The organism is Sphaerisporangium sp. NBC_01403 (genome assembly GCF_045040145.1).
Classification (GTDB): Bacteria; Actinomycetota; Actinomycetes; order Streptosporangiales; family Streptosporangiaceae; genus Sphaerisporangium; species Sphaerisporangium viridialbum.
Genome location: NZ_CP109534.1, coordinates 5389332 through 5411569, shown reverse-complemented (window position 1 = coordinate 5411569; position 22238 = coordinate 5389332). Strand labels below are relative to the sequence as shown.

Below are 22238 nucleotides of genomic sequence, written 5' to 3'. Positions count from 1 at the left end.
ACAATGTGCCGGCCATCGATCAGGAAGGCGTCTGGGGTGCTTCTGGCGGCTCGGTACCGGTTGGACGAGCCTCTCGGACGCGGGGGGATGGGCGAGGTCTGGCGGGCCAGGGACGAGGTCCTGGACCGCCCGGTCGCGGTCAAGCTGCTGCTCGCCGCGTCCCTCGACTCCTCGGCCGCCGCGCGGTTCCGGCAGGAGGCACAGGCCACCGCCCGCCTGAACCACGCCAACGTCGTCGCGGTCCACGACTTCGGCGAGGCCGAGGGCCGCCTGTATCTCGTCATGGAGCTGATCGACGGGCGCAGCCTGGCGGAAGTGGGGAGTGTCACCCCCCGGGAGGTGTCCCGCATCGGGTTCCAGGCCGCGTCGGGCCTGGCCGCCGCCCACCGGCAGGGTGTGATCCATCGCGACGTCAAGCCCGGCAACCTGCTCCTGGCGGCGGACGGCACGGTGAAGGTCGTGGACTTCGGCATCGCCCGCCTGGCCGACCAGGCGGCGACCGCGCTGACCGGCACGGGCCTGATCGTGGGCACCGGCTCCTACCTCGCGCCTGAGCGGGCTCTCGGCAGGGACGCCGGGCCGGCGTCCGACATGTACGCGCTCGGGTGCGTGCTCTACGAGCTTCTGGCAGGGCACCCGCCCTTTCGCGCGGACACCCTGCCCGCACTGCTGTACCAGCATGTCCAGCTCGCGCCGGTGCCGCCGAGCCGGCTCAGGCCGGACGTGCCGCCCGCGCTGGAAGATCTGTTGCTGAGCCTGCTCGAGAAGGAGCCGGGGGCGCGGCCGGGGGCCGACCAGGTCGCGCACTCGCTGGCCACGGGATCACGGACGGCCGGGCATGCCGTCCCGCCCTCACAAGCCCCGCCCCCGCAGGCCCCGCACGGGCCCGCGCCGACTCGCACCATGCCGCCGCTGCCGCATCAGGAGCTCTCTTCCCCGATTCGTCCAGTGCCGCCGGTTCATCCCGGTGTGCCCGCGCCGACCAGCGTCCTGTCCCCGCTGACCGCCGAGCGGACGGGCGGGGTGGGCCGGGCCGCCTGGGCATCCATGCGCCCGGGTAGGCGCAAGCCCGTGATGGCGGCGGCAGGGGTCGCCGTCGCCGCCGTGGTGGTGCTGGCGGTCGCCGCCCTCCGGCCGGGTACGGACGTCACGGGCACGGCCGCGCGACCGGAGATCAGCGCGTCCCCGTCCGCCCCGCCGGCGCCGCCCAGTGTCACGGGGTCGCCAGAGCCCACGGCGACCGCCTCCGCGGTGGCCGAGAGCCAGGAACCGCTGTCGGACGACCCGCGCGTCCTGCTGGCTCAACTGGCGCAGGCGCTGCGCCTGGCGACCGTCCAGGGCAGGCTCGACCCCCGGGTCGCCGCCGACGTGCAGCACAAGATCGCTGAGGCCCGGTCCTCGCTCGCCGGCCGGTGGGACGACCGCGGCAAGAAGAAGGGGCACGACGCGCGCAAGGCGGCCGACCGGATCCGCGACGTCCTGCACAAGCTCGCAGACGCCGAGGAGAAAGGGCTGCTCACCCGCACCCCCGCGCTCACGCGGCTGCTCGTCCACATCTCCGGCCTGGCCGGCAACGACGGCCCGCCCCGTGGCCGCGGAGACGACGAAGAGGACTAGACGGCCGGCGAGGGCTTGGTCGCCGAGCGGCGGGGTGCCCGGTACGGGGCTTCCCGAAGGAAGGGTTCGGCGGCACGCCGGGGCCCTCGAACTGAGAGGCTCGGGGTATGCGGATCGACCTGCACACGCACTCCACCGCCAGCGACGGCACCGACACGCCCGACGACCTGGTGAGACGGGCGGCCGCCGCCGGGCTCGACGTGGTGGCCCTCACCGATCACGACACCACCGCCGGGTGGCCGCCCGCCGTCGCGGCCGTGCCCCCCGGGCTCACACTGGTGCGCGGCGCCGAGCTGTCGGGCCGGTGGTACCGCAGCGAGCCGTCGGTCGGGCTGCACCTGCTGGCCTACCTGTTCGACCCTTCCTACGACCCGATGGTGGCCGAACTGGCCAGGGTGCGGCGGTCGCGCGACATCCGGGCGGAGAACGTCGTCGCGCTGCTGAACGCCGACGACATCGACATCACGCTTCCCGAGGTGCGGGGCTACGCGGCGGGCGGCACGGTGGGCCGCCCGCACATCGCCCGGGCGCTCGTCGGGCGGGGCCTCGTCGGGTCGGTGGACGAGGCGTTCGCCCCCGAGTGGCTGGGCAGCCGCTACCGGCTGCCGAAGGCGGACATGGACGTGCTGACGGCCATCCGCCTGGTGAACGAGGCGGGCGGCGTGTCGGTGCTGGCCCACCCGAGGGCGGGCAGCAGGGGTCACATCGTGCCGGACGACCTGATCGCCGATCTCGCGGTGGCGGGCCTGTGGGGCGTGGAGGCCGGCCACGTGGACCACTCGCCCGAGGACCGCGAGCACGTGCGCCTTCTCGCCCGCGACCTCGGCCTGCGCGCCACCGGCTCCAGCGACTACCACGGCGACAACAAGACCGTGCGGCTCGGCGCCTTCACCACCGACCCCGCCGTCTACGAGGACCTCGTCGCCGGCGCGACCGGCGTCGCCCCTGTCCACGGCTAGCCGGCCAGGTCAGAGCGGGTCGCCGGGGATGGCCGCGTACTCCCTTCGCAGGGTGGTGAGGATCGGCTCGTCCACCGAGAGCTCGGCCCCGTCGATCGAGCGCACGGGGCGCGGGCCGATGGCGGCGTTGGTGATGAACGCCGAGCCCATCGCGGGCAGGTCGCCAGCGTCGATGTCGGCGGCGTCGAAGGGGATGCCGGCGCGGCGCATCACCCCGTTGAGCAGGCGCATGGTCACGCCGTTGAGGCGGTTCGACTCCGGCCACAGGACGCGGCCGGCGCGGACGAACCCGATGTTCCACGCGGGCCCCTCGGTCACGCGGGACCGGCCGTCGAGGAACAGCACGTCGTCGTGGCCGCCGAGCTGCGCGAGCCGCCTGTGCAGCACGGTGCCGAACAGCCCGGTGTGCTTGACCTCGGGCAGGTCGCGCTGGTAGTTGACCGCTCCCAGCGTCAGCGGGGCCAGGGCGCCCGGGGCCGGTCTCGTGCTGACGAGGATCTCCGGCTGGGCCTTGACCGCCGGGTGGGCCAGGTCGAGCTCGGGGTCGAACACGGTGACCCGGACGATGACCGGCGACGGCGCCGAGGCCGCGACGCGCCGGACGAGGTGGCGCACCCGTTCGAGATCGAGGTCGGCGCCGTGGATGACCCGGCAGTCGCCGAGGAGCCTTTCGAGATGGAGGGAGAGGCCTCGGACCCGCAGGTCCTCCACCCGCATGGTGGTGAAGTGCCCGTAGTTGCAGAGCGCGAGGGTGCCGAGCTCGTCTGGTGTGACGGGACGTCCGTTCAGCTCCATCATGTGGCCATCCTGGCAGCTTCCCCGCCGCCCCTCGGACCGCGAGCCCGCTTGTTCGCCCCGGGCGTGAAGCCGCGTACGGCCCGGCGGTGCGGCCCGCCGCCGGATGGACGGGGCTGCGCCGTCAGTAGCCGGTCGCGGGGTCGACGACCCCGTCCAGGGGCAGCCCGGCGCCGAACCGGCGGACGTTGTGCTCCACCCGCTCGCACAGCATGCGCATGACGTACTCGGCCGAGTCCGCGCTGTGCGAGGTGATGAGGGCTCGCGGGTCGCTCCACAGCGGGTGGCCCTCGGGCAGGGGCTCGGGGTCGGTCACGTCCAGGCCGGCGGCGGAGACGCGCCCTTCGGCCAGCGCCTGAACCAGCGCGCCGGTGTCGATGTGCGCGCCGCGCGCGACGTTGACGACCACGGCATGGGCGGGCAGCAGCGCCAGCTCGGCCGCGCCGACGATGTGCCTGGTCTCGGCGGTCAGGGCGAGGGCCAGCACCAGGACGTCGGTGCCGGGCAGCACGTCCGCCAGGGCCGAGGGGGGCAACGTCTCGTCGGCCCCCTCCACCTTGTCCGGCCGGCGGCGGATGACCCGGACGTGGCAGTCGAAGGGCCGCAGCAGCCGGACGAGCCGCTCGGCGATGCCCCCGCCGCCCAGGATGGTGACGCTGCGGCCGGCCAGCGAGCGGGGGTCGGTGACGGACCAGCGCGGAGTGCGCGCCTGGCGCGAGACGTCGCGCAGGCAGGCGAGGACCAGCATGAGGGCGTGCTCGCTCACCTGCCCGGCGAAGGACCCCTTCGCGCAGGTGAAGACCACGGGGCGCTGGAAGACACCGGTGGCCGCGAACCTCTCCACGCCCGCCGAGGGGAGCTGCACCCACCGGACGTCCGGGCTCGCGTCCAGGGCCTCGCTGAGCGCGCCGGGCCGGGCGGGGGCGAGCCATACGAGCCCGTTGGCCTCGGCCGGGGCCACGACGGCCCCGCCGCCACGGGCCACGGCCTCCTCGACGCCGGACAGGAGCCGGTCGGGGTCGTCGGCACGCCCGCCGGCCGTCCGAGGCTCGGTATCCGGAAATATCGCGATACGGGCTTCCACGGCGCTCATTCTTCCGCACCAGGGTCGGCAGTCGTGGCAGGGATCTGGACGACGATCGGCACGGCGGCCGCCTCTGAGCCCTCAGCCGCGCGGGGCGTACATGATGAGGGCCACGCCGGCGAGGCAGACCAGGGCGCCGATCACGTCCCAGCGGTCGGGCCGGAAGCCGTCGACGATCATGCCCCAGGCCAGGGAGCCCGCGACGAAGACACCGCCGTAGGCCGCCAGGATGCGGCCGAAGTTGGGATCGGACTGGAAGGTGGCGACGAACCCGTAGACGCCGAGCGCCAGCACCCCCGCGCCGATCCAGAGCAGGCCACGATGCTCGCGCACGCCCTGCCAGACCAGCCAGGCGCCCCCGATCTCGGCCACCGCCGCCAGGACGAACAGGGCGATGGAGCGCAACACGACCATGGCGATCAGCCTAGCGGTGGGTGGCGTCAGGAACCTGAGCCGTGCCCGCCAGTGCCGGGCCCGCGACCCGCCACGAACTCCCGGACGCTCGTGGCCGGGTGGCCGGTGAGCCGCTCGACGTCGTGGGTGAGCCGGTCGTAGCGGTTCAGCGCGTGGAGCCGCGCCATGGTGGCGATGTGCTCGGAGAGGTGCCCGGGCATCCCCCGCGCGGCGAGATCGTGGTCGATCCAGTGCTGGAGCGGCACGTCGACGTAGGTCACGGGCCGCCCGAGAGCCTGAGAGTACTCGGCCGCCACGGCGTTCATGTCCTGCGATCGCGGCCCGGTCAGCTCGTACACCTTCCCGATGTGCGCGGCGGGATCGGCGAGGACGGCCGTGGCCACGGCGGCGACGTCCGCCGCCGCCACCGGAGAGGTACGCGACGGGCCGAACGGCAGCCTGATGGAGGAGTCCTCGGCCATCGAGGCCTCGGCGAAGGTGGTGAAGAACGGGTGCTCCAGGAAGACGGTGGGCCTGAGCACGATGACGGGGAGGCCCGACCAGTCGAAGGCCCGCTCGGCGAGCCAGTGCAGGCGCTGCTGGTGTGACTCGGCCGTGCTCAGCACCGTCATGTCGGAGACGGTCATCTGGGACAGGCTGACGCACGCCTCCACGCCTCCGTACTCGCGCGCCACGGCCGCCATCGTGACGGCGGCCTCCAGGTAGAGCGGGGAGACGCTCATGGAGAAGAACACCCGGTCACAGCCGTCCAGGGCGGGGACGACGTCGGCGGCCCTGGTCAGGTCGCCGGTCACCACCTCGGCGCCCAGGGCCCGGAGCGCGCCGGCACGGTCGTCCTCGTGGTGGACGAGCGCGCGGACCGCCAGGCCGCGCTCCCGCAGACCCTCGACGACGCTCCGGCCGACCCCTCCGACCCTGCCGGCGGCGCCCGTGACGAGAATCAGCCGATCTCCGGACATCGACGCCCCCTTCTCGGTTCCGTCACGCCATTGTTCACGCGGTGCCGCAAGAAAGGTCTACACCAATTGGAGGTCAGCGAACCTCCTCTTAATCCCCGCCAATGACCAAGAATTGGTATATACCACGAGTCGCACGCGGAGTTTCGGCGGAGTTCACCCCGCAGAGCGAATGGATTAGACCGCTATATTGGGTTCTACCAGGGAAAACACCATGGTGAGGCGAGGGTGACGTTTCCCGAGGTAAATCGTAGGTAGAGTCCCCGGAACGAGGCGGAATCGTACGCCATTGAAGTCGTTGAAGGAGTTCGAGTGCCCAAGTACGTATACGACTTCACCGAGGGCAACAAGGATCTCAGGGATCTCCTCGGTGGTAAGGGTGCCAATCTCGCCGAGATGACGAACCTGGGTCTTCCCGTGCCTCCCGGGTTCACGATCACCGCCGAAGCCTGCCGCCGCTACCTGTCGGACGGAGGCTTCCCCGAGGGGCTCGCGGACGAGGTCGAGACCCACCTCACCGCGATGGAGAAGGGGATGGGCAAGCGCCTCGGCGACGCCGGCGACCCCCTGCTCGTCAGCGTGCGCTCCGGAGCCAGGTACTCCATGCCCGGGATGATGGAGACCGTCCTCAACATCGGCCTCAACGACGAGTCCGTCCAGGGCCTGGCCAAGCAGGCGGGGGACGAGCGCTTCGCCTGGGACTCCTACCGCAGGCTCATCCAGATGTTCGGCAAGACCGTGCTCGGCATCGACGGCGACCTGTTCGAGAACGGCATCGACGCGGCCAAGCGCCACAAGGGCGTCGACAGCGACCTGGACCTCGAAGCGGCCGACTTCCGGCGCCTGGTGGAGACGTACAAGGGCATCGTGCGGGAGCAGACCGGCCACGACTTCCCGTACGACCCGCGCGAGCAGATGCGGCTCGCCGTCGAGGCGGTCTTCGAGTCGTGGAACGCCCCGCGCGCGATCATCTACCGCCGCCAGGAGCGCATCCCGGCCGACCTCGGCACGGCGGTCAACATCGTCGCGATGGTCTTCGGCAACCTCGGCATGGAGTCCGGCACCGGCGTCGCGTTCACCCGCGACCCCGGCTCGGGCCAGCAGGGCGTGTACGGCGACTACCTGCGGAACGCCCAGGGTGAGGACGTCGTCGCGGGCATCCGCAACACCGTCCCCCTGCAGGAGCTCGCGGAGATCGACCCCGACTCCTACCAGCGGCTCCTCGACATCATGAAGACGCTGGAGAACCACTACCGCGACCTGTGCGACATCGAGTTCACGATCGAGCGCGGCAAGCTGTGGATGCTCCAGACCCGTGTCGGCAAGCGCACGGCGGCGGCGGCCTTCCGCATCGCCACCCAGCTCGTCGACCAGGGCCTCATCGACCTGGACGAGGCCGTCTCCCGGGTGACCGGCGACCAGCTCGCCCAGCTCATGTTCCCCCGGTTCGACGTCGGCACCGACCTGCGGCACATCGCGAAGGGCATGAACGCCTCGCCGGGCGCCGCCGTCGGCAAGGCCGTGTTCTCCTCCGAGCGGGCCAAGGAGCTGGCCGAGCAGGGCGAGGACGTCATCCTGGTCCGCAGGGAGACGACCCCGGACGACCTCGTCGGCATGATCGCCGCCCAGGGCGTGCTGACCAGCAGGGGCGGCAAGACGTCGCACGCCGCGGTGGTCGCGCGCGGCATGGGCAAGACCTGCGTGTGCGGAGCCGAGGAGCTGGAGGTCGACGCGCAGGAGAGGCGGTTCACCGCTCCCGATGGCGTGGTCGTCGAGGAGGGCGAGGTCATCTCCATCGACGGCGGCACCGGCGAGGTGTACCTCGGCGAGGTGCCGGTCATGGCCTCGCCCGTCGTGGAGTACTTCGAGGGGTCGGGCGACAGCGGCGACGAGCTCGTCCAGGCCGTGCACCGGATCCTGAGCCACGCCGACGGGCGCCGCCGCCTGGACGTACGGGCCAACGCGGACAACCCCGACGACGCCGCCCGGGCCCGCAGGTTCGGCGCGCGGGGCATCGGGCTCTGCCGCACGGAGCACATGTTCCTGGGCGACCGGCGCAAGCTCGTCGAGGATCTGATCCTGGCCGGTTCGGCGGAGGAGCGCCGCGCGGCCCTGGACGCGCTCGAACCCCTCCAGAGGTCCGACTTCGCCGGAATCCTGGAGGCGATGGACGGGCTGCCGGTGACGATCCGGCTGATCGACCCACCGCTGCACGAGTTCCTGCCCGACATCACCGCCCTCTCGGTGAAGATCGCGCTGGCCGGTGACGGCGCGACCCCGAGGGACCGCAGGCTCCTCGACGCCGTCAAGCGGCTGCACGAGCAGAACCCGATGCTCGGCCTGCGCGGCGTACGGCTCGGCCTGGTGATCCCCGGCCTGTTCGCCATGCAGGTGCGTGCCATCGCCGAGGCGGCGGCCGAGCGGCGCGCGGCCGGGGGAGACCCCCGGGCCGAGATCATGATCCCGCTGGTCGCCGCCGTGCAGGAGCTGGAGGGCGTACGCGACGAGGCCGAGCGCATCCTGGCCGAGGTGGGCGTCGAGGCGCTGATCGGCACGATGATCGAGGTGCCCCGCGCGGCCCTCACCGCCGGGCAGATCGCCGAGGCGGCGCAGTTCTTCTCCTTCGGCACCAACGACCTGACCCAGATGACCTGGGGCTTCTCCCGTGACGACGTCGAGGCGGCGTTCTTCTCGCGCTACCTGGACCTCGGGATCTTCGGGGTGTCCCCGTTCGAGACGATCGACCGGAGCGGCGTGGGCCGGTTGATGAGCATCGCCGTCGAGGAGGGGCGCAGGACCCGTCCGGACATCAAGCTGGGCATCTGCGGAGAGCACGGCGGCGACCCCGAGTCGGTGCACTTCTGCCACGAGATCGGCCTGGACTACGTCTCCTGCTCGCCGTTCAGGGTTCCCGTGGCCCGCCTGGAGGCCGGGCGCGCCGCCCTCGCGTGCGCGGAGCCCGAGTCCCGGTGACCCCTGCCCGCCCCGCCCCCCGCCGGCCCTCGCCGGTGGGGGTCGGGAGCGGGCCGTAGGGGGGGTCTACGGGTCGTCTGACCTGCGAAGAGGCTGGAGATCTGCCGGACATCGTGAGTTTCCTGCATGTTTGTGATGCACAACCCCTCGCAGGGGTAGCATCCCCGCTACCGATGAGAGCGTATGAAGAGTTCGACCAGGCGAGATGGGTCCCGGAACCTCCCGGCAACCCCGAGCGCAGCGCGTTCGAACGCGACCGCGCCCGGGTGCTGCACAGCGCGGCCTTACGGCGGCTGGCGGCCAAGACCCAGGTGGTCGGGCCGGGGGAGATCCCCGACCACGGCCGGCACATCCCGCGCACCCGCCTGACCCACTCCCTCGAATGCGCCCAGATCGGCAGGGAGATGGGCAAGGCGCTCGGCTGTGACCCCGATCTGGTGGAGACGGCCTGCCTGGCCCACGACCTCGGCCATCCGCCATTCGGGCACAACGGCGAGACGGCGCTCAACGAGCTCGCGGCCAGGTGCGGGGGCTTCGAGGGCAACGCCCAGAGCCTGCGGCTGCTCACCCGGCTGGAGGCCAAGGTGCTCACCGCGGACGGCAGGAGCGCCGGGCTCAACCTCACCCGCGCGACGCTCGACTCGGCGCTGAAGTACCCCTGGACCTCCGACCACGGGCCGAAGTTCGGCGTGTACCCCGATGACCTGCCGGTCTTCGAATGGGTGCGGAGCGGCGTCCCGTCCTCCCGGGTCAGCTTCGAGGCGCAGGTCATGGACTGGTCCGACGACGTGGCCTACTCCGTCCACGACCTGGAGGACGCCCTGCACTCCGGGCACGTCACGCTGGCCCTGCTGCGCGATCCGGGGGAGCGGCGCGGCGTCTGCGAGCGCACCCTCAAGTCGTACGCCGGCGACGCCTGCCTGACCGAGCTGGAGGACACCCTCGCCCGCCTGATCGCCGAGCCGCTGTGGCCCTCCCACTTCGAGGGCACCATGGCCGACCTGGTGGCGCTCAAGTCGTTCACCAGCGCGCTGATCGGGCGGTTCTGCCTGTCCGCGCAGGCCGCCACCCTCCGGGCGTACGGCCCGGGGTTCACCAGGCACGGCGCCGACCTGATCGTGCCGAGGGCCACCCGACTCGAGTGCGCGCTGCTCAAGGGGGTCACCGCGCACTACGTGATGTCCAGGGAGGACCACAACGCCAACCAGGCCCGCCAGCGCGAGCTGATCGCCGAGCTGGCCTCGATGATCATGCTGGGCGCCCCGGGAACGCTGGAGCCCGCGCTGCGGGCCGCCTTCTGCGAGGCGAGCGACGACGCGGGCCGGCTGCGCGTGGTGGTCGACCAGATCGCCTCGCTGACCGACGTCTCGGCGGTCGCCCTGCACCGGGGCCTCGGCTCCCGCGCTTAGCGCCCGTGAGCGCCCGGCCTAGCCGGTGGTGACGACGTCAGGGTCCGCGCTCTGGGTCGGGATGGGCCGCTCGGGCTTCTTGCCGGGCTTGGAGGTGCACAGGGTCTGGCACGGGGGAGCGGCGCCCACCCTGGCCCGCACGGCGGCCACCTGCTGGGCGGGGGAGAGCGTGGGGTTGCCGGTCAGCCACGCGTCCAGGTAGTTCCACGGGTCGACCATGCCCCGCCGGACCCACCACAGCGTGGACGGCGTGGCCCAGGACATCGCGAAGTAGAGGTTGGAGCCCCCGCCCCTGGCGTTCCCCGAGTCGCCGATCTGCCCGAGCACCTGGCCCGCGCTCACGCCCATGCCCGGCTTGAGGCCCTGCGCAACCGATTCGAGATGGCCGCCGAGGTACAGGACGCCGTCGGCGCCCACGATCGAGACGAACCGGCCCTCGCGGTCGGCGCCGTGGTCGGTGGAGGACTGCCAGCGGTTCCTGACGTTCACCTCGCGCACGGTGCCGCTGACGGGGGCGACGAAGGAGCAGCCCTTCCCCGCCCAGATCGTGGTCTTGGGCAGCACCAGCTGCTTGCGGGCGTAGCTGACCCGGCATCCGCGCACGGGGAAGACGTAGCTGAACCTCGACAGGCGCGGCGGGGGCACCCGGACCGGGGCGTCGCCGGGCGGCGGCTCGACCGCGGGCGCGGAGGCGCTGGGCTTCAGCGTGGCGGCGTCGATCTCGCCTCGCCCGCTGGGAGACGCCTCTGGCGTACCGGCGGCCCGCGCTCCGCCGGAGGTCACGGCGGCTCCGGACGTGCTCTCCGCCGGAGTGGGCGCGGGTGGCTGCGTGCTGATGCCGGCCACTCCGCCAGGGGCGGCGCAGGCGGCGGTGACCAGCACGGCCGCGGCAATGGCGGCGAGTCGCCCCGATCGCATGATCTCCACCCGCTTGACGTTACCGAAAATGAGCGTTTCCTTTGTAACCGACCTACATGACCCACACGACCCATTCGCGGAAAATCACCCACCATGTACGGCTCGCGCCCCAGGTTGCCGGCGGTGAGCCGTAGACTCACGGCGTGGCAGGGCGGATCAGTGACGAGGACATCGCGCTCGTGCGTGAGCGCTCATCGATCGCCGAGGTCGTGGGCGAGCATATCCAGCTCCGCAACGCGGGCGGCGGCAATCTCAAGGGCCTGTGCCCCTTCCACGATGAGAAGTCCCCTTCGTTCAACGTCACCCCCTCTCGCGGCTACTGGTACTGCTTCGGATGCGCCGAGGGCGGCGACGTCATCACGTTCGTCCGCAAGCTGGAGCACCTCACCTTCACCGACGCGATCGAGCGGCTGGCGCAGCGCGCGGGCATCCAGCTCCGCTACGAGCAGGGCGGTTACGTCCCGGGGCGCGAGCACGGTGAGCGCAGCCGCCTGATCGAGGCGCACAAGGCCGCCGCCGAGTTCTACGCCTCCCTGCTCTCGGAGGCCGAGGCGGCGCCTGGCCGCAGGTTCCTGTCCGAGCGGGGCTTCGAGCGGGTCGACGCCGAGCACTTCGGGGTGGGCTACGCCCCCGCCGAGTGGGACCGCCTCGCCCGCCACCTGCTGGGCCGGGGGTTCACCGCCGCCGAGCTGATCAAGGGCGGCCTGGCCAGAGAGGGGCGCAGAGGCCCCGTCGACCGGTTCCGCGGCCGGCTGGTCTGGCCGATCCGCGACATCACCAACGAGGTGATCGGGTTTGGCGCGCGCAAGCTCCTCGACAGCGACGATGGCCCCAAATACCTGAACACCCCCGAAAGCCCCATCTACAAGAAGAGCACCGTGCTCTACGGCATCGACCTCGCCAAGCGCGAGATCTCCAAGCGCTCCCAGGCGGTCATCGTCGAGGGCTACACCGACGTGATGGCCTGCCACCTGGCCGGCGTGCCCACCGCGGTCGCCACCTGCGGCACCTCCTTCGGCGAGGAGCACATCAAGGTCCTGCGGCGGCTCCTGCTCGACCAGGCCGAGTTCCGCGGCGAGGTCGTCTTCACCTTCGACGGCGACTCCGCCGGGCAGAAGGCCGCGCTCAGGGCCTTCGCCGACGAGCAGAAGTTCGTCACCCAGACCTTCGTGGCCGTGCAGCCCGACGGGCTGGACCCCTGTGACCTGCGGGTCAAGCAGGGCGACGCCGCGGTGCGCGACCTGATCGCCAGCCGCGAGCCGCTGTTCGCCTTCGCCATCCGCAGCGTCATCTCGCGCTACGAGCTCAACTCCAACGAGGGGCGCCTCGCCGCGCTCGACGCCGCCGCGCCGCTGGTGGCCGGCATCAAGGATCAGGCGCTGCGCGACAGGTACGCCGTCGACCTCGACCGCTGGCTCGGCTTCGTGGACGAGCAGATGGTGCGGCGGCGCGTCCACGAGGTCGCGGGGCGCTCCGCCCCCGGCGGCCGTCCCGGCGCCCCTGAGCGGCCCGCCAGGCGCGCGGCGGCGCCTCGCCCGGTCGATCAGGCCGACCCCGTGGTGCGCATCGAGTCCGAGGCGCTGAAGCTCGCGGTGCAGCGTCCAGCGCTCATGGGCCCGGAGTTCGACGCCCTCGGGGCGCAGGCGTTCACCACGCCCGAGCACGTCGCGCTGTACGAGCTGATCATGTCAGCGGGCGGCACGGTGGCGGGCGGCCCGGGCGGGCGCGAATGGGTCGACCTGCTGCTCCAAGCCACCGAGGACGACGCCCTGCGTGCGCTGGCGACCAGATTCGCGGTGGAGGCCCTGCGTGCCGACATGGCCAGTGAGGAGCGATACGGCCCGGCCGTGCTGGCCCGGCTGGCCGAGAACGCCGTGACGCGGGCGCTCGTCCAGATCAAGGCCAAGATGCAGCGTCTCAACCCCGTTGAGCAGCAGCAGGACTACAACCGGCTCTTCGGGGAACTCGTGGCGCTCGAACAACAACGACGGGTGTTAAGAGAACGCGCCGTCGGAGCGTAATTAGCTTTACTATCCGCTTCTCACGGCCGCCAAACTTTTGGTTGATATCGATTCGGTAATAGCTCTGGCCTTACCTTCTGTGCCAAAAATAGGCCTGCCCTTTTCTGGTCCCTATACCGCAGACTATGTCCCGTGGGTGCATCGGTGCTGCCAAGTGGACCGCCGCCGGTAGATCAGGTGGCGGATCTAGTCGCGAGAGGAAGGGAGCGCGGGAGCGTCACCGTCGACGACGTGGCCGCCGCGCTTGACCGCTCCGAGTTGCCGGCCGACGCGCTGGAACGCGTCGTGCGGATGCTCGCCGAAAAGGGTGTGGAGGTGCTCGAGCCTCAGGCGGAGGAGGACACCGTCCGCCCCGATGAGGAGGACGTCGGCAAGCGGGCGCCGACCAGCGACCTCGTCCGCATCTACCTGCGGGAGATCGGCCGGGTTCCGCTGCTGACGGCCGAGGAGGAGGTGGAACTGGCCAAGGCCATCGAGGCGGGCCTGTTCGCCGAGGACAAGCTGTGCGATCTCGGGCTGCGGCTCGCCAAGCCCGAGTTCGAGGAGCTCGTCTGGGAGGGCGTCCGGGCGAAGCAACGGCTCATCGAGGCCAATCTCCGGCTCGTGGTGTCGATCGCGAAACGCTATGTCGGGCGCGGAATGCTCTTCCTCGATCTGATCCAGGAGGGCAACCTGGGTCTCATCCGGGCGGTCGAGAAATTCGACTACACCAAGGGATACAAGTTCTCCACGTATGCCACGTGGTGGATTCGCCAGGCGATCACCCGGGCGATCGCGGACCAGGCGCGCACCATTCGAATTCCCGTGCACATGGTCGAGACGATCAACAAGCTCGTGCGGGTGCAGCGGCAGCTCCACCAGGATCTCGGCAGGGAGCCCGCTCCCGAGGAGATCGCCCTGGAGATGGACCTGCCCGTCGACCGCGTGGTGGAGATCCAGCGCATCGCCCAGGAGCCCGTGTCGCTCCAGTCGCCGATCGGCGAGGAGGACTCCGACCTCGGTGACTTCATCGAGGACGCCGACGCGGTGGTGCCGATCGAGGCGGCGGCGTTCATCATGCTGCAGGACCAGCTGGACGACATCCTCGCCACCCTGTCCGACAGGGAGCAGCGGATCATCCAGCTCCGCTTCGGGCTGTCCGACGGCCATCCGAGGACCCTGGAGGAGGTCGGCAGGGAGTTCGGCGTCACGCGCGAGCGCATCCGGCAGATCGAGTCCAAGACGCTGGCCAAGCTGCGCCACCCGACGCGCGCGCAGATGCTCCGCGACTACCTCGACTGAGCCGGCCCGTCCGGTCCACGGCCCCCGCCGGCCGCTCGCCGGCTCTGCCGGCCCCCGCCGGCCAGGCGGGCCGTGGACCGGGCCCGGCCACGCGGAGCCCGTGATCCGGGCGCCGCGGCTCGTACCGGCACCGGTCACGAGAGGAGGAAGGCAGGGACGGCACTCCCGTCTCCGCCTCAGGGCGGCAGGCGGCACTCCCCTCCCGGACGGCGACGGTCTCCTGCCGACAACCCGATGGACGCGCGGTCCGCGCTCGACGACACCGCGCTCGAGCAGGCCGCACTCGACGTGCTTGACGCGAACTGGACAGGGTCGGCCACCGTGCCGGCGGTGGGGCGCTACCCCCACCAGTGGAGCCTGGACTCCGCCTTCGTGGCGATCGGCCTCGCCCGCCGCCGCTGGTCCCGTGCCTGCGCCGAACTGCTGAGCCTGTTCGGCGGGCAGTGGAGCACCGGGATGCTGCCGCACATCGTCTTCGACCGGTCGACCGGTGAGGCCTACTACCCCGGCCCGTCGCTGTGGCGGTCGGCCGACTGCGCGGCCGCGCCGCACGGGACGATCACCTCGGGGCTCACCCAGCCGCCGCTCCAGGCCTGCGCCGTGTGGTGGATCTGGCGGTACGCCCCCGACCGCGACGCCGCCCTCGCCTTCGTACGGCGGGCCTGGCCGAGCCTGGTCGCCCAGCACGACTATCTGGCCTCGGCCCGCGACCTCGGCGGGGACGGCCTCGCGGCGATCGTCCACCCCTGGGAGTCGGGCCTGGACGACAGCCCGGTCTGGGACGCCCCGCTCGCCGCCCTTCCCCTCGTGCGCTACGCGTACGCGCTGGAGGAGTGGCGGTCCGACAGCCACCACGACCGCTACGTGTGGCTGGCCATGCGCTACCGCGACTCCGGCTACGGCGCGGGCTACCTGCGCGACGAGCATCCCTTCGCCGTCGAGGACCCGCTGTTCAACGGGATCTGGCTGGCCTCGTGCGTGGCGCTGGCCGGCCTCGCGGACGCCATCGGGGCCGACCGGGCGCCCTTCCGCGAGGCCGCCGACCGGATCAGGAGGGCGCTGCTCGACCGCCTGTGGGACGACGGCGCCTTCTACGCGCGCGACCTGCGCGCCGGGCGGCTGATCCCCGTCTGCTCCGTGGGGTGCTTCGGGCCGCTGCTGGACCCTGGCATGCCCGCCCCGGTCGTCGCGGTGCTCGCCGAACTGCTGGAGTCGCGCTTCCTCGGCCCGAGCGGCTATCCCGTGCCGAGCTGCGAGGTGCGGGCGCTGGAGTTCGACAGGTCGACGTACTGGCGCGGGCCCTCCTGGGTGAACACCAACTGGCTGCTCTGGCGCGGGGCGGTCGTGCACGGCCTGGACGACCTGCGGGCGTCGCTGGCGGCGAGCACCCTCAGGCTCGTACGGCAGGCGGGGTTCCGCGAGTGCTTCGACCCCTTCGACGGCATGGGCAGGGGTTGCCGGGACTTCTCCTGGTCGGCCGCCCTCACCCTCGACCTGCTCGCCAGGTAGCTTTCACCCATGCGACTTCCCTGGGGCTCCCGGAGCCTTCCCGCCGAGGCGGGCGTCACGCTGGAGCCGGGCGAACGGGTGCTCGTGCACGCCCGCACGCCGGACGGCGCGTACGTCGTGGCCACCGACCGGGCGCTGCGCCTGCCGGGCGAGGAGCCCCTGCCCTGGTACCGCATCGACCGGGCGATGTGGGACGAGGAGGGGCTGCGCATCGTGGCCACCGACGGCGCCGAGCGGTGGATGGCGCTGCCCGAGCCCGGACGCCTGCCCGAGGCCGTACGGGAGCGGGTCACCTCGTCGATCCTGGCGAGCCGCCACGTGCGCCTCGGGAACCGCGGGGGAGTGCGCCTGGTCGCGCGCCGGGTGCCGGGACAGGACACCGCGGAGTGGGAGTTCGTCTTCGACCCGGGCCTCGATCCTGCCGACCCGGGCCTGCGCGCCGCCGCCGAGCAGGCGCTGGAGGAGCTGAGGCGCAACCTCGGCGTCTGAGGGCGCCCGGGCCTCATGCCCGCACGCCTCATGCCCGCACGCCTCGTCGAGTGAAGCGAGGCGGCCCACGTGGGACTCCGCGTGGGCCGCCTTCACGTGGTGCCGGGTCAGGTGACCCGGTTCACCTCGGTGTCCGGCCAGCCGGTGCCGGTGTCCTCCCTGACGGCGGCCCAGCCGTTCCTGTGCAGAAAGGGCACCCTGTCGCCGAGCACGTCGCCGAGCTTGTGCCGGGTCACCTCGGCGGCCTTGGAGGCCTGGGCTCCGGCCACGCCCGCGGCCTGCTGGACCATGGGACTGTCGGCGACCCGCTGTGTCACCCGCTTGATCTGCTCGTACCGCTCCCGGCCTGCCCGGCTGCCCAAGACGTAGCCGACGGCCAGGCCCACGGCGAACGTGAATCGATATCGCATCTGCTACCTCCGCGTGCCGCTGGCATCCCCGCTCTTCGCCTCCCCTACCCCGGCTGCGAAGGGTTATGGTCCCGACGGGCCGCGCGTTCTGCCGGAAGGCCGCCGTCGCGGGCTGGGGAAGAGGTCTGAGTGATCCGGATGCGACACGCACCCCCCGGAATGCGCTAATCTAGTTCCGCGCCGCAAGGAAGGGCCAACACCCTCCTCGCGACGCGCCAGACGATCCCGTGTAGCTCAATCGGCAGAGCAGCCGGCTGTTAACCGGCAGGTTATAGGTTCGAGTCCTATCGCGGGAGCCACGCTCGCAAGCCCCAGGAGATTCTCCTGGGGCTTGTCGCGTTTCAGGACTCTGAAGATCCCTCTGAGATATGGGGGACAAATCACAAGCGATGACCGAAGATGTGGGTCTGCCGTGTTTCGTGCCGCTGTGCTCACGCGCCAGCACCTGGTGTGACCGCGTTCGCGCGAGGTCCGAAGTCACGGCTGCCGCGGATCATGCAACGCAGCGGGGAGGGCCGCTGCACTCAGGGTTTTCGCGCCGCCGGAACGGCCGGATACCTGTGAGAACAATGTGGCGGTTGTCCTATGGTGTTCTGGATGAGATCTCGACGGCTGTTCTCAGTTTCCGACCTGTCTCAGGCATCCCGGCAGTCACCGGGAGAGGCTCCCCTCGGCGAGTTACCGGCCTACGTCGGGCGCCGGGCCGCGGGGAGGATGCTCCGGTACGACTCCGACCAGGAGGCGAGCGGAGCGGGCCCCGCCGTACCCCCGCCGGACGAGCGCATCGGGAGGGCCGACCCCGCGGAGGCCGAGAAGTTCCTGCGGCTGTTCCACGAGGAGAACCCCGAAGCGGGGCCGGTGGAGCCGCGGCTGAACCAGGTGCTCGCGCAGATCGCGCGGTATGGGACCTACACTCACACCCCCGAGGAGCTGACCTTCGGCGCCCGGGTCGCCTGGCGCAACAGCAACCGGTGCATCGGCCGCCTGTACTGGCAGTCGCTCCGTGTCAGGGACATGCGCTCGGTCGAAAGCGCCGAGGGCGTCGCGGTGGAGTGCGTCAACCACCTGCGGGAGGCCACCGGCTCGGGACGGATCCGGCCGACCATCACGGTCTTCGCGCAGGACCTGCCGGGCCGGCCGGGGCCGAGGATCCAGAACGAGCAGCTCATCCGCTACGCGGGGTACCGCACGCCGGACGGGGTTGTGGTCGGGGACGCGCGCAACGCCGGCCTCACCGCGTCGGCGATGCGCCTCGGGTGGGCGGGCGGCCCTGGGACGCGCTTCGACGTGCTGCCCCTGGTGATCGAGGACGCGCGCAGGATCTCGCCGCTGGTGGCGACCATCCCGGGCGACGCCATCCTGGAGGTGCCGCTTTCCCACCCGGCGTACCCGTGGTTCGAACGGCTCGGCCTGCGCTGGCACGCCGTGCCCGTGATCTCCAACATGTGCCTGGAGATCGGCGGCGTCTGCTACCCGTGCGCCCCGTTCAACGGCTGGTACATGGGGACCGAGATCGGCGCGCGGAACCTCGCCGACGAGGACCGCTACAACCAGCTTCCCGTGGTGGCGGAGAGACTCGGGCTCGACACCTCCAACGACCGCACGCTGTGGAAGGACCACGCGCTGGTGGAGCTGAACGTCGCGGTGCTGCACTCCTTCGGGCAGGCGGGCGTCACGATCACCGACCACCACACCGAGGCCCGCAGGTTCATCTCCCATCTGGAGCGTGAGGAGCGTTCTGGACGGGTCTGCCCCGCCGACTGGTCCTGGATCGTCCCGCCGCTCTCCGGCTCGCTCACACCCGTCTTCCACCGCTACTACGACGACGTGCAGCTGACCCCCGCCTTCGTCCAGCACCACCGCAAGGGCGAGCACGACGGCTGACCCCCCGTTCCCGCCTCCTCGGCGGAATTGGTGTAGAACGTTATTCGGTAGCGGTCTCTCCGGGAGGTTCGATGTCCGATCTCGTGCTGTCGTCGCTGGACGAGGGCGTGCTCACGCTGACGTTCAACCGGCCGGACCGGCTGAACGCGTGGATGGACGCCATGGGGCGGCGCTATTTCGACCTGCTGGAGGAGGCCGAGCGCGACCCCGAGGTGCGCGCGATCGTGGTCACCGGCGCGGGCAAGGGATTCTGCGCGGGCGCGGACTTCCAGACGCTCACCGCCCTGCAGGACGGCTCGTACGACGAGGAGCCGGACAAGCGTCCCAACACCCATCCCACGACGATCCGCAAGCCGATCGTCGCGGCGGTCAACGGCGCCTGCGCGGGGCTCGGCATGGTGCACGCGCTGGTGTGCGACGTGGTGTTCACCTCGGCCGACGCCAAGTGGACCACGGCGTTCGCCCGGCGCGGCCTCATCGCCGAGTACGGCCTCGCGTGGATCCTGCCCAAGCTCATCGGGCAGGCGAGGTCCATGGACCTGCTGCTCTCGGGCCGCACGTTCACCGGCACGGAGGCGGGCGAGCTGGGCCTGGTCAACCGCGTGGTGCCGGGGGACCGGCTGCTCGAAGAGGCGGTCGCCTACGCGCGCGAGCTGGCGGCGCACAGCTCGCCGGCCTCGATGGCCGTGATCAAGCGGCAGGTCTGGGGCGCCTGGCAGGAGTCACTCGACGACTCCGCCGCCGAGGCGGTCCGGCTCATGATGGAAGCGTTCGGGCGGCGCGATTTCGCGGAGGGCGTCGCGAGCTTCCTGGAGCGCCGTCCCCCGGCGTTTCCACCGCTGAGCTAGGCGGTTTCGACCCGCCTGCGTGGTATCCACCTCCATCTCCCGGGGTCCGGCAGGAGTTCCACCTGGGGATGTCGGCTTGGGCCCCCCGGCGTTGGCGAAGGGGCTCCGCATGGTGTTGAATGGCAGTGGTTGTAGTGGAGGTTCGTTAACGTGTAGCAGCGCCTGCGGAGTTCTTACAGCGGGCGTTCCACCGTGCGAAGCCAATGTGCTTTCAAGGGGCGGTCGGTCGCTAAACAACCCGGGGCTCCACGCCCGTGGACCTCGTAGATCGTCTCATGAGGAGATCAGTTTCATGGCTCAGGGAACCGTCAAGTGGTTCAACGCCGAAAAGGGCTTCGGTTTCATCGCTCCCGATGACGGCAGTGCGGACGTCTTCGTCCACTACTCCGCCATCGACTCGAGCGGCTACCGCAGCCTGGAGGAGAACCAGCGCGTCGACTACCAGACGACGCGTGGGCCGAAGGGCCCCCAGGCGGAGCAGGTTCGCCCGCTCTAATCATTATTCGAGCCGCGAGGCTCCTGTGAAGGCGGCTCTGCCGCCTTCACCCCAAGGACGCAAGTAGGGGCGGTTTGCACCACCGCGAGCCGCCCTCGCGTCCATTGATTGGAGGTCCTCATTGGACCTATCCATAACCGTCCGTGCCGACACGGCCGTGTGCCGCGTCAGCGGGGACGTCGACATCTCATGCTCTCCCGTGCTGCGTGAGCGGCTTCTCGCCGCGCTCCAACCGCCGCGCGCCCGCCTCGTCCTCGACCTCTCCGAGGTCACCTTCATGGACGCCAGCGGGCTGGGCGCCCTCATGGCCGCCCGGCGTCGCTCGCTGCTTCTCGGTGGCGGAGTTCGCCTGGTGGCCCCCTCGTCTCCCGTGCGCCGCGTGCTCGAAGCGAGCGGGCTGCGATCCCGGTTTCCTGTGGAAGTAGGCACGTTCTCCGCGAAGGCGGATCCGGGGGTCGCGCAGCTCGCCTCGCAGTGACGGCCGTACGGACTGTAAAACCTTGATCGAAACGGCGCCTTCTCCGGAGTTTCTCCGGACAGAAGGCGTCGTTTCGTCTTACCATGTCTTGACAGAGATTCATGTATTTCCTACCTTCTAAATAGGTAAATCGAGGGAGGCGAGCGTGACCGGATCCGTCTGCGTCGTCGGCGCCGGGCCAGGTGCGGCCTGCCTGGTCGAGCGCATCCGCGCCAACGCCTCCGAGCTGATCGGCTGGCGCCCGCTCGACATCCACGTCGTGGACGCCTCTGGCGGGCCGGCCGTTCCCGAGGCGCAGGCGCCGGGGGTGCGCGTCCACGTCCACCGGGCGAGGGCGGTCGATCTGGCGGGCCGCCGGGTGCTGCTCGACGACGGCACCCGCGTCGACACCGACGCAGTGGTCCTCGCCCAGCACCACCTGGACGTCCTCGCGACGCCGGGCGAGCTGGAGCTGCTCGGCTTCGCCCGCAGGCACAGCCTGTACTACCGTCCCACCGGCTACGCGGGCGAGCTGCCGCTGCGGCACGTGCCCGGCGGGCAGCCCGTGCTGGTGCGCGGCCTCGGCACGGTCTTCGCCGACGTGCTCGCAGGGCTGACCACGGGGCGCGGTGGCCGGTTCAGGCGCGACCGGAGCGGCGAGCTCACCTACGTCGCCGGCGGCAGGGAGCCGCTGATCCACGTGGGCTCCCGGCGCGGTGTGCCCCATCGGGCCATGATCGAGTACGCCCTGAGAGGCGACCCGCCGCCGCCTCCGAGGTTCGTCACCGCGCTCGCCGACCGGCCGAGGGACTTCCGGCGGGAGGTGTGGCCGCTGGTGGCCAAGGATCTCGCCTTCGCGTACTACCACGAGATCCTGACCGCCCACCCGGAGCGGGCCCGCATGCGCTGGGCGGACTTCGCCGAGGCCTTCGCCCCCGAGGAGTGGGAGGGCAAGACGATGCGGGCGCTGATCCGCGCGGCCGTGCCCCGCTTCGAGGACCGGCTCAACCTCACCAGGTTCGACCGCCCGCTCGCCGGCATCCGTTTCGGCGACCTGCCCGGCCTCCAGAGGTGGATGCACGGCTACCTCGCCGCCGACCTCTCGCGCAGGGCCGACCCCGCGCACAGCGCCGACCTGGCCATGATCTACGGGCTGCGCGGCGTGCTCGACGTGATCGCCGGGCAGGTGCCGGGTGACCCGTGGTTCCAGGGGTTCGCAGACCACGCCGCGGGCGGGCTGCCCGCCGCGCGGCTGGCCGAGCTGAGGGCCCTGGGCAGGGCGGGCATCGTCACCTTCCTCGGCACCGACACCCGGGTCGAGCCCCACGAGAGCGGCACGTGGCGGGCGACCGGCGCCACCGTGCCGGGATCACTCACCGCCCGCGCGTTCATCGAGGCGAGGCGCCCCGGGCCCGACGTCGGCCGCACCCGCGACCCGCTGGTCAGGCGGCTGCACGCGCGGGGGGAGTGCGTCGAGGAGGCGGGGCTGCTGAAGGTGAGCCTGCCCGACCGGCGCATCGTCGACCACGCCGGGGCGGCTCACCCCCGGAGGTTCGCCTTCGGCCCCTGGACCACCGGGGGCGGGGCGACGACCCCGCACCGGGGAGTCGACACGGTGGTGGCGCGCCAGGCCGACTCCCTGGCGCGCACGCTCCTCACCGAGACCCTCACCCCGACGGTCGCCAAAGTGGCCTGACCCGCCGCACAGGCTCCCACCG

Annotated in this window: 19 protein-coding genes and 1 tRNA gene; 14 read left to right on the top strand and 6 right to left on the bottom strand. The window is 71.5% G+C overall.

Annotated features, from left to right (window positions below; genetic code table 11):
• Positions 1-36 precede the first annotated feature (36 nt).
• Together OG589_RS24235 and OG589_RS24230 are read left to right on the top strand one after the other, a co-directional pair.
• The gene (locus tag OG589_RS24235) at positions 37-1617 is read left to right on the top strand and encodes a protein kinase domain-containing protein (RefSeq protein ID WP_405139787.1); all 1581 of its coding nucleotides are present in this window, start codon (positions 37-39) and stop codon (positions 1615-1617) included.
• A 107-nt stretch (positions 1618-1724) separates the two neighbouring features.
• Complete coding sequence (locus OG589_RS24230; protein WP_405139785.1) at positions 1725-2576, top strand: PHP domain-containing protein; 852 nt, start codon at positions 1725-1727, stop codon at positions 2574-2576.
• 9 nt (positions 2577-2585) lie between these two features.
• On the opposite strand, the gene OG589_RS24225 is transcribed toward OG589_RS24230, so the two are convergent.
• The 4 genes from OG589_RS24225 to OG589_RS24210 all read right to left on the bottom strand — a co-directional run bounded on the left by OG589_RS24225 (position 2586) and on the right by OG589_RS24210 (position 5828).
• On the bottom strand, positions 2586-3371 hold the full coding sequence (locus OG589_RS24225) for an aminotransferase class IV (RefSeq protein WP_405152111.1): 786 nt from the start codon (positions 3369-3371) through the stop codon (positions 2586-2588).
• A 124-nt stretch (positions 3372-3495) separates the two neighbouring features.
• On the bottom strand, positions 3496-4455 hold the full coding sequence (locus OG589_RS24220) for a D-isomer specific 2-hydroxyacid dehydrogenase family protein (protein ID WP_405139783.1): 960 nt from the start codon (positions 4453-4455) through the stop codon (positions 3496-3498).
• A gap of 81 nt (positions 4456-4536) precedes the next feature.
• Positions 4537-4869 carry a YnfA family protein gene (locus OG589_RS24215; protein ID WP_405139781.1) on the bottom strand — a complete coding sequence of 111 codons (333 nt, stop codon included), beginning with the start codon at positions 4867-4869 and terminating at the stop codon, positions 4537-4539.
• Positions 4870-4895: 26 nt separating this feature from the next.
• Positions 4896-5828, bottom strand: a complete 933-nt coding sequence (locus OG589_RS24210; protein WP_405139779.1) for an NAD(P)H-binding protein — start codon at positions 5826-5828, stop codon at positions 4896-4898.
• Between the two features lie 309 nt (positions 5829-6137).
• On the opposite strand from OG589_RS24210, the gene ppdK reads away from it, so the two are divergent.
• Complete coding sequence (ppdK, locus tag OG589_RS24205; RefSeq protein ID WP_405139778.1) at positions 6138-8798, top strand: pyruvate, phosphate dikinase; 2661 nt, start codon at positions 6138-6140, stop codon at positions 8796-8798.
• A gap of 173 nt (positions 8799-8971) precedes the next feature.
• Complete coding sequence (locus OG589_RS24200; protein WP_405139776.1) at positions 8972-10207, top strand: deoxyguanosinetriphosphate triphosphohydrolase; 1236 nt, start codon at positions 8972-8974, stop codon at positions 10205-10207.
• Positions 10208-10225: 18 nt separating this feature from the next.
• Here OG589_RS24200 and OG589_RS24195 read toward each other — a convergent pair whose 3' ends face one another.
• The gene (locus tag OG589_RS24195; protein ID WP_405152110.1) at positions 10226-11125 is read right to left on the bottom strand and encodes a M23 family metallopeptidase; all 900 of its coding nucleotides are present in this window, start codon (positions 11123-11125) and stop codon (positions 10226-10228) included.
• Positions 11126-11268: 143 nt separating this feature from the next.
• Between OG589_RS24195 and dnaG the strand changes: the two genes are divergently transcribed.
• From dnaG to OG589_RS24175, 4 genes are all read left to right on the top strand, one after another.
• Positions 11269-13146 (top strand): DNA primase, encoded by a 1878-nt coding sequence (gene dnaG / locus OG589_RS24190; RefSeq protein ID WP_405139774.1) that lies wholly within the window; start codon positions 11269-11271, stop codon positions 13144-13146.
• 144 nt (positions 13147-13290) lie between these two features.
• Positions 13291-14427 carry an RNA polymerase sigma factor RpoD gene (gene rpoD, locus OG589_RS24185; protein WP_405152109.1) on the top strand — a complete coding sequence of 379 codons (1137 nt, stop codon included), beginning with the start codon at positions 13291-13293 and terminating at the stop codon, positions 14425-14427.
• A 234-nt stretch (positions 14428-14661) separates the two neighbouring features.
• Entirely contained in the window at positions 14662-15936 is a 1275-nt protein-coding gene (locus tag OG589_RS24180; protein ID WP_405139772.1) for an amylo-alpha-1,6-glucosidase, read from the top strand.
• Between the two features lie 9 nt (positions 15937-15945).
• Positions 15946-16425, top strand: a complete 480-nt coding sequence (locus OG589_RS24175) for a hypothetical protein (protein WP_405139770.1) — start codon at positions 15946-15948, stop codon at positions 16423-16425.
• Positions 16426-16532: 107 nt separating this feature from the next.
• Here the strand turns inward: OG589_RS24175 and OG589_RS24170 are convergent, their stop codons facing one another.
• Positions 16533-16835 carry a YtxH domain-containing protein gene (locus OG589_RS24170; RefSeq protein ID WP_405139768.1) on the bottom strand — a complete coding sequence of 101 codons (303 nt, stop codon included), beginning with the start codon at positions 16833-16835 and terminating at the stop codon, positions 16533-16535.
• Between the two features lie 223 nt (positions 16836-17058).
• Between OG589_RS24170 and OG589_RS24165 the strand changes: the two genes are divergently transcribed.
• The 6 genes from OG589_RS24165 to OG589_RS24140 all read left to right on the top strand — a co-directional run bounded on the left by OG589_RS24165 (position 17059) and on the right by OG589_RS24140 (position 22216).
• Positions 17059-17134 (top strand) — tRNA-Asn (locus OG589_RS24165).
• Positions 17135-17432: 298 nt separating this feature from the next.
• Positions 17433-18719 carry a nitric oxide synthase oxygenase gene (locus OG589_RS24160; RefSeq protein ID WP_405139766.1) on the top strand — a complete coding sequence of 429 codons (1287 nt, stop codon included), beginning with the start codon at positions 17433-17435 and terminating at the stop codon, positions 18717-18719.
• Positions 18720-18790: 71 nt separating this feature from the next.
• Positions 18791-19567, top strand: coding sequence for an enoyl-CoA hydratase-related protein (locus OG589_RS24155; RefSeq protein ID WP_405139764.1), 777 nt, complete (start codon positions 18791-18793; stop codon positions 19565-19567).
• A gap of 292 nt (positions 19568-19859) precedes the next feature.
• Complete coding sequence (locus tag OG589_RS24150; protein WP_248964071.1) at positions 19860-20063, top strand: cold-shock protein; 204 nt, start codon at positions 19860-19862, stop codon at positions 20061-20063.
• 121 nt (positions 20064-20184) lie between these two features.
• Positions 20185-20541, top strand: a complete 357-nt coding sequence (locus tag OG589_RS24145; protein WP_405139762.1) for an STAS domain-containing protein — start codon at positions 20185-20187, stop codon at positions 20539-20541.
• Positions 20542-20686: 145 nt separating this feature from the next.
• Positions 20687-22216 carry a hypothetical protein gene (locus OG589_RS24140; RefSeq protein WP_405139760.1) on the top strand — a complete coding sequence of 510 codons (1530 nt, stop codon included), beginning with the start codon at positions 20687-20689 and terminating at the stop codon, positions 22214-22216.
• Positions 22217-22238: the final 22 nt, after the last annotated feature.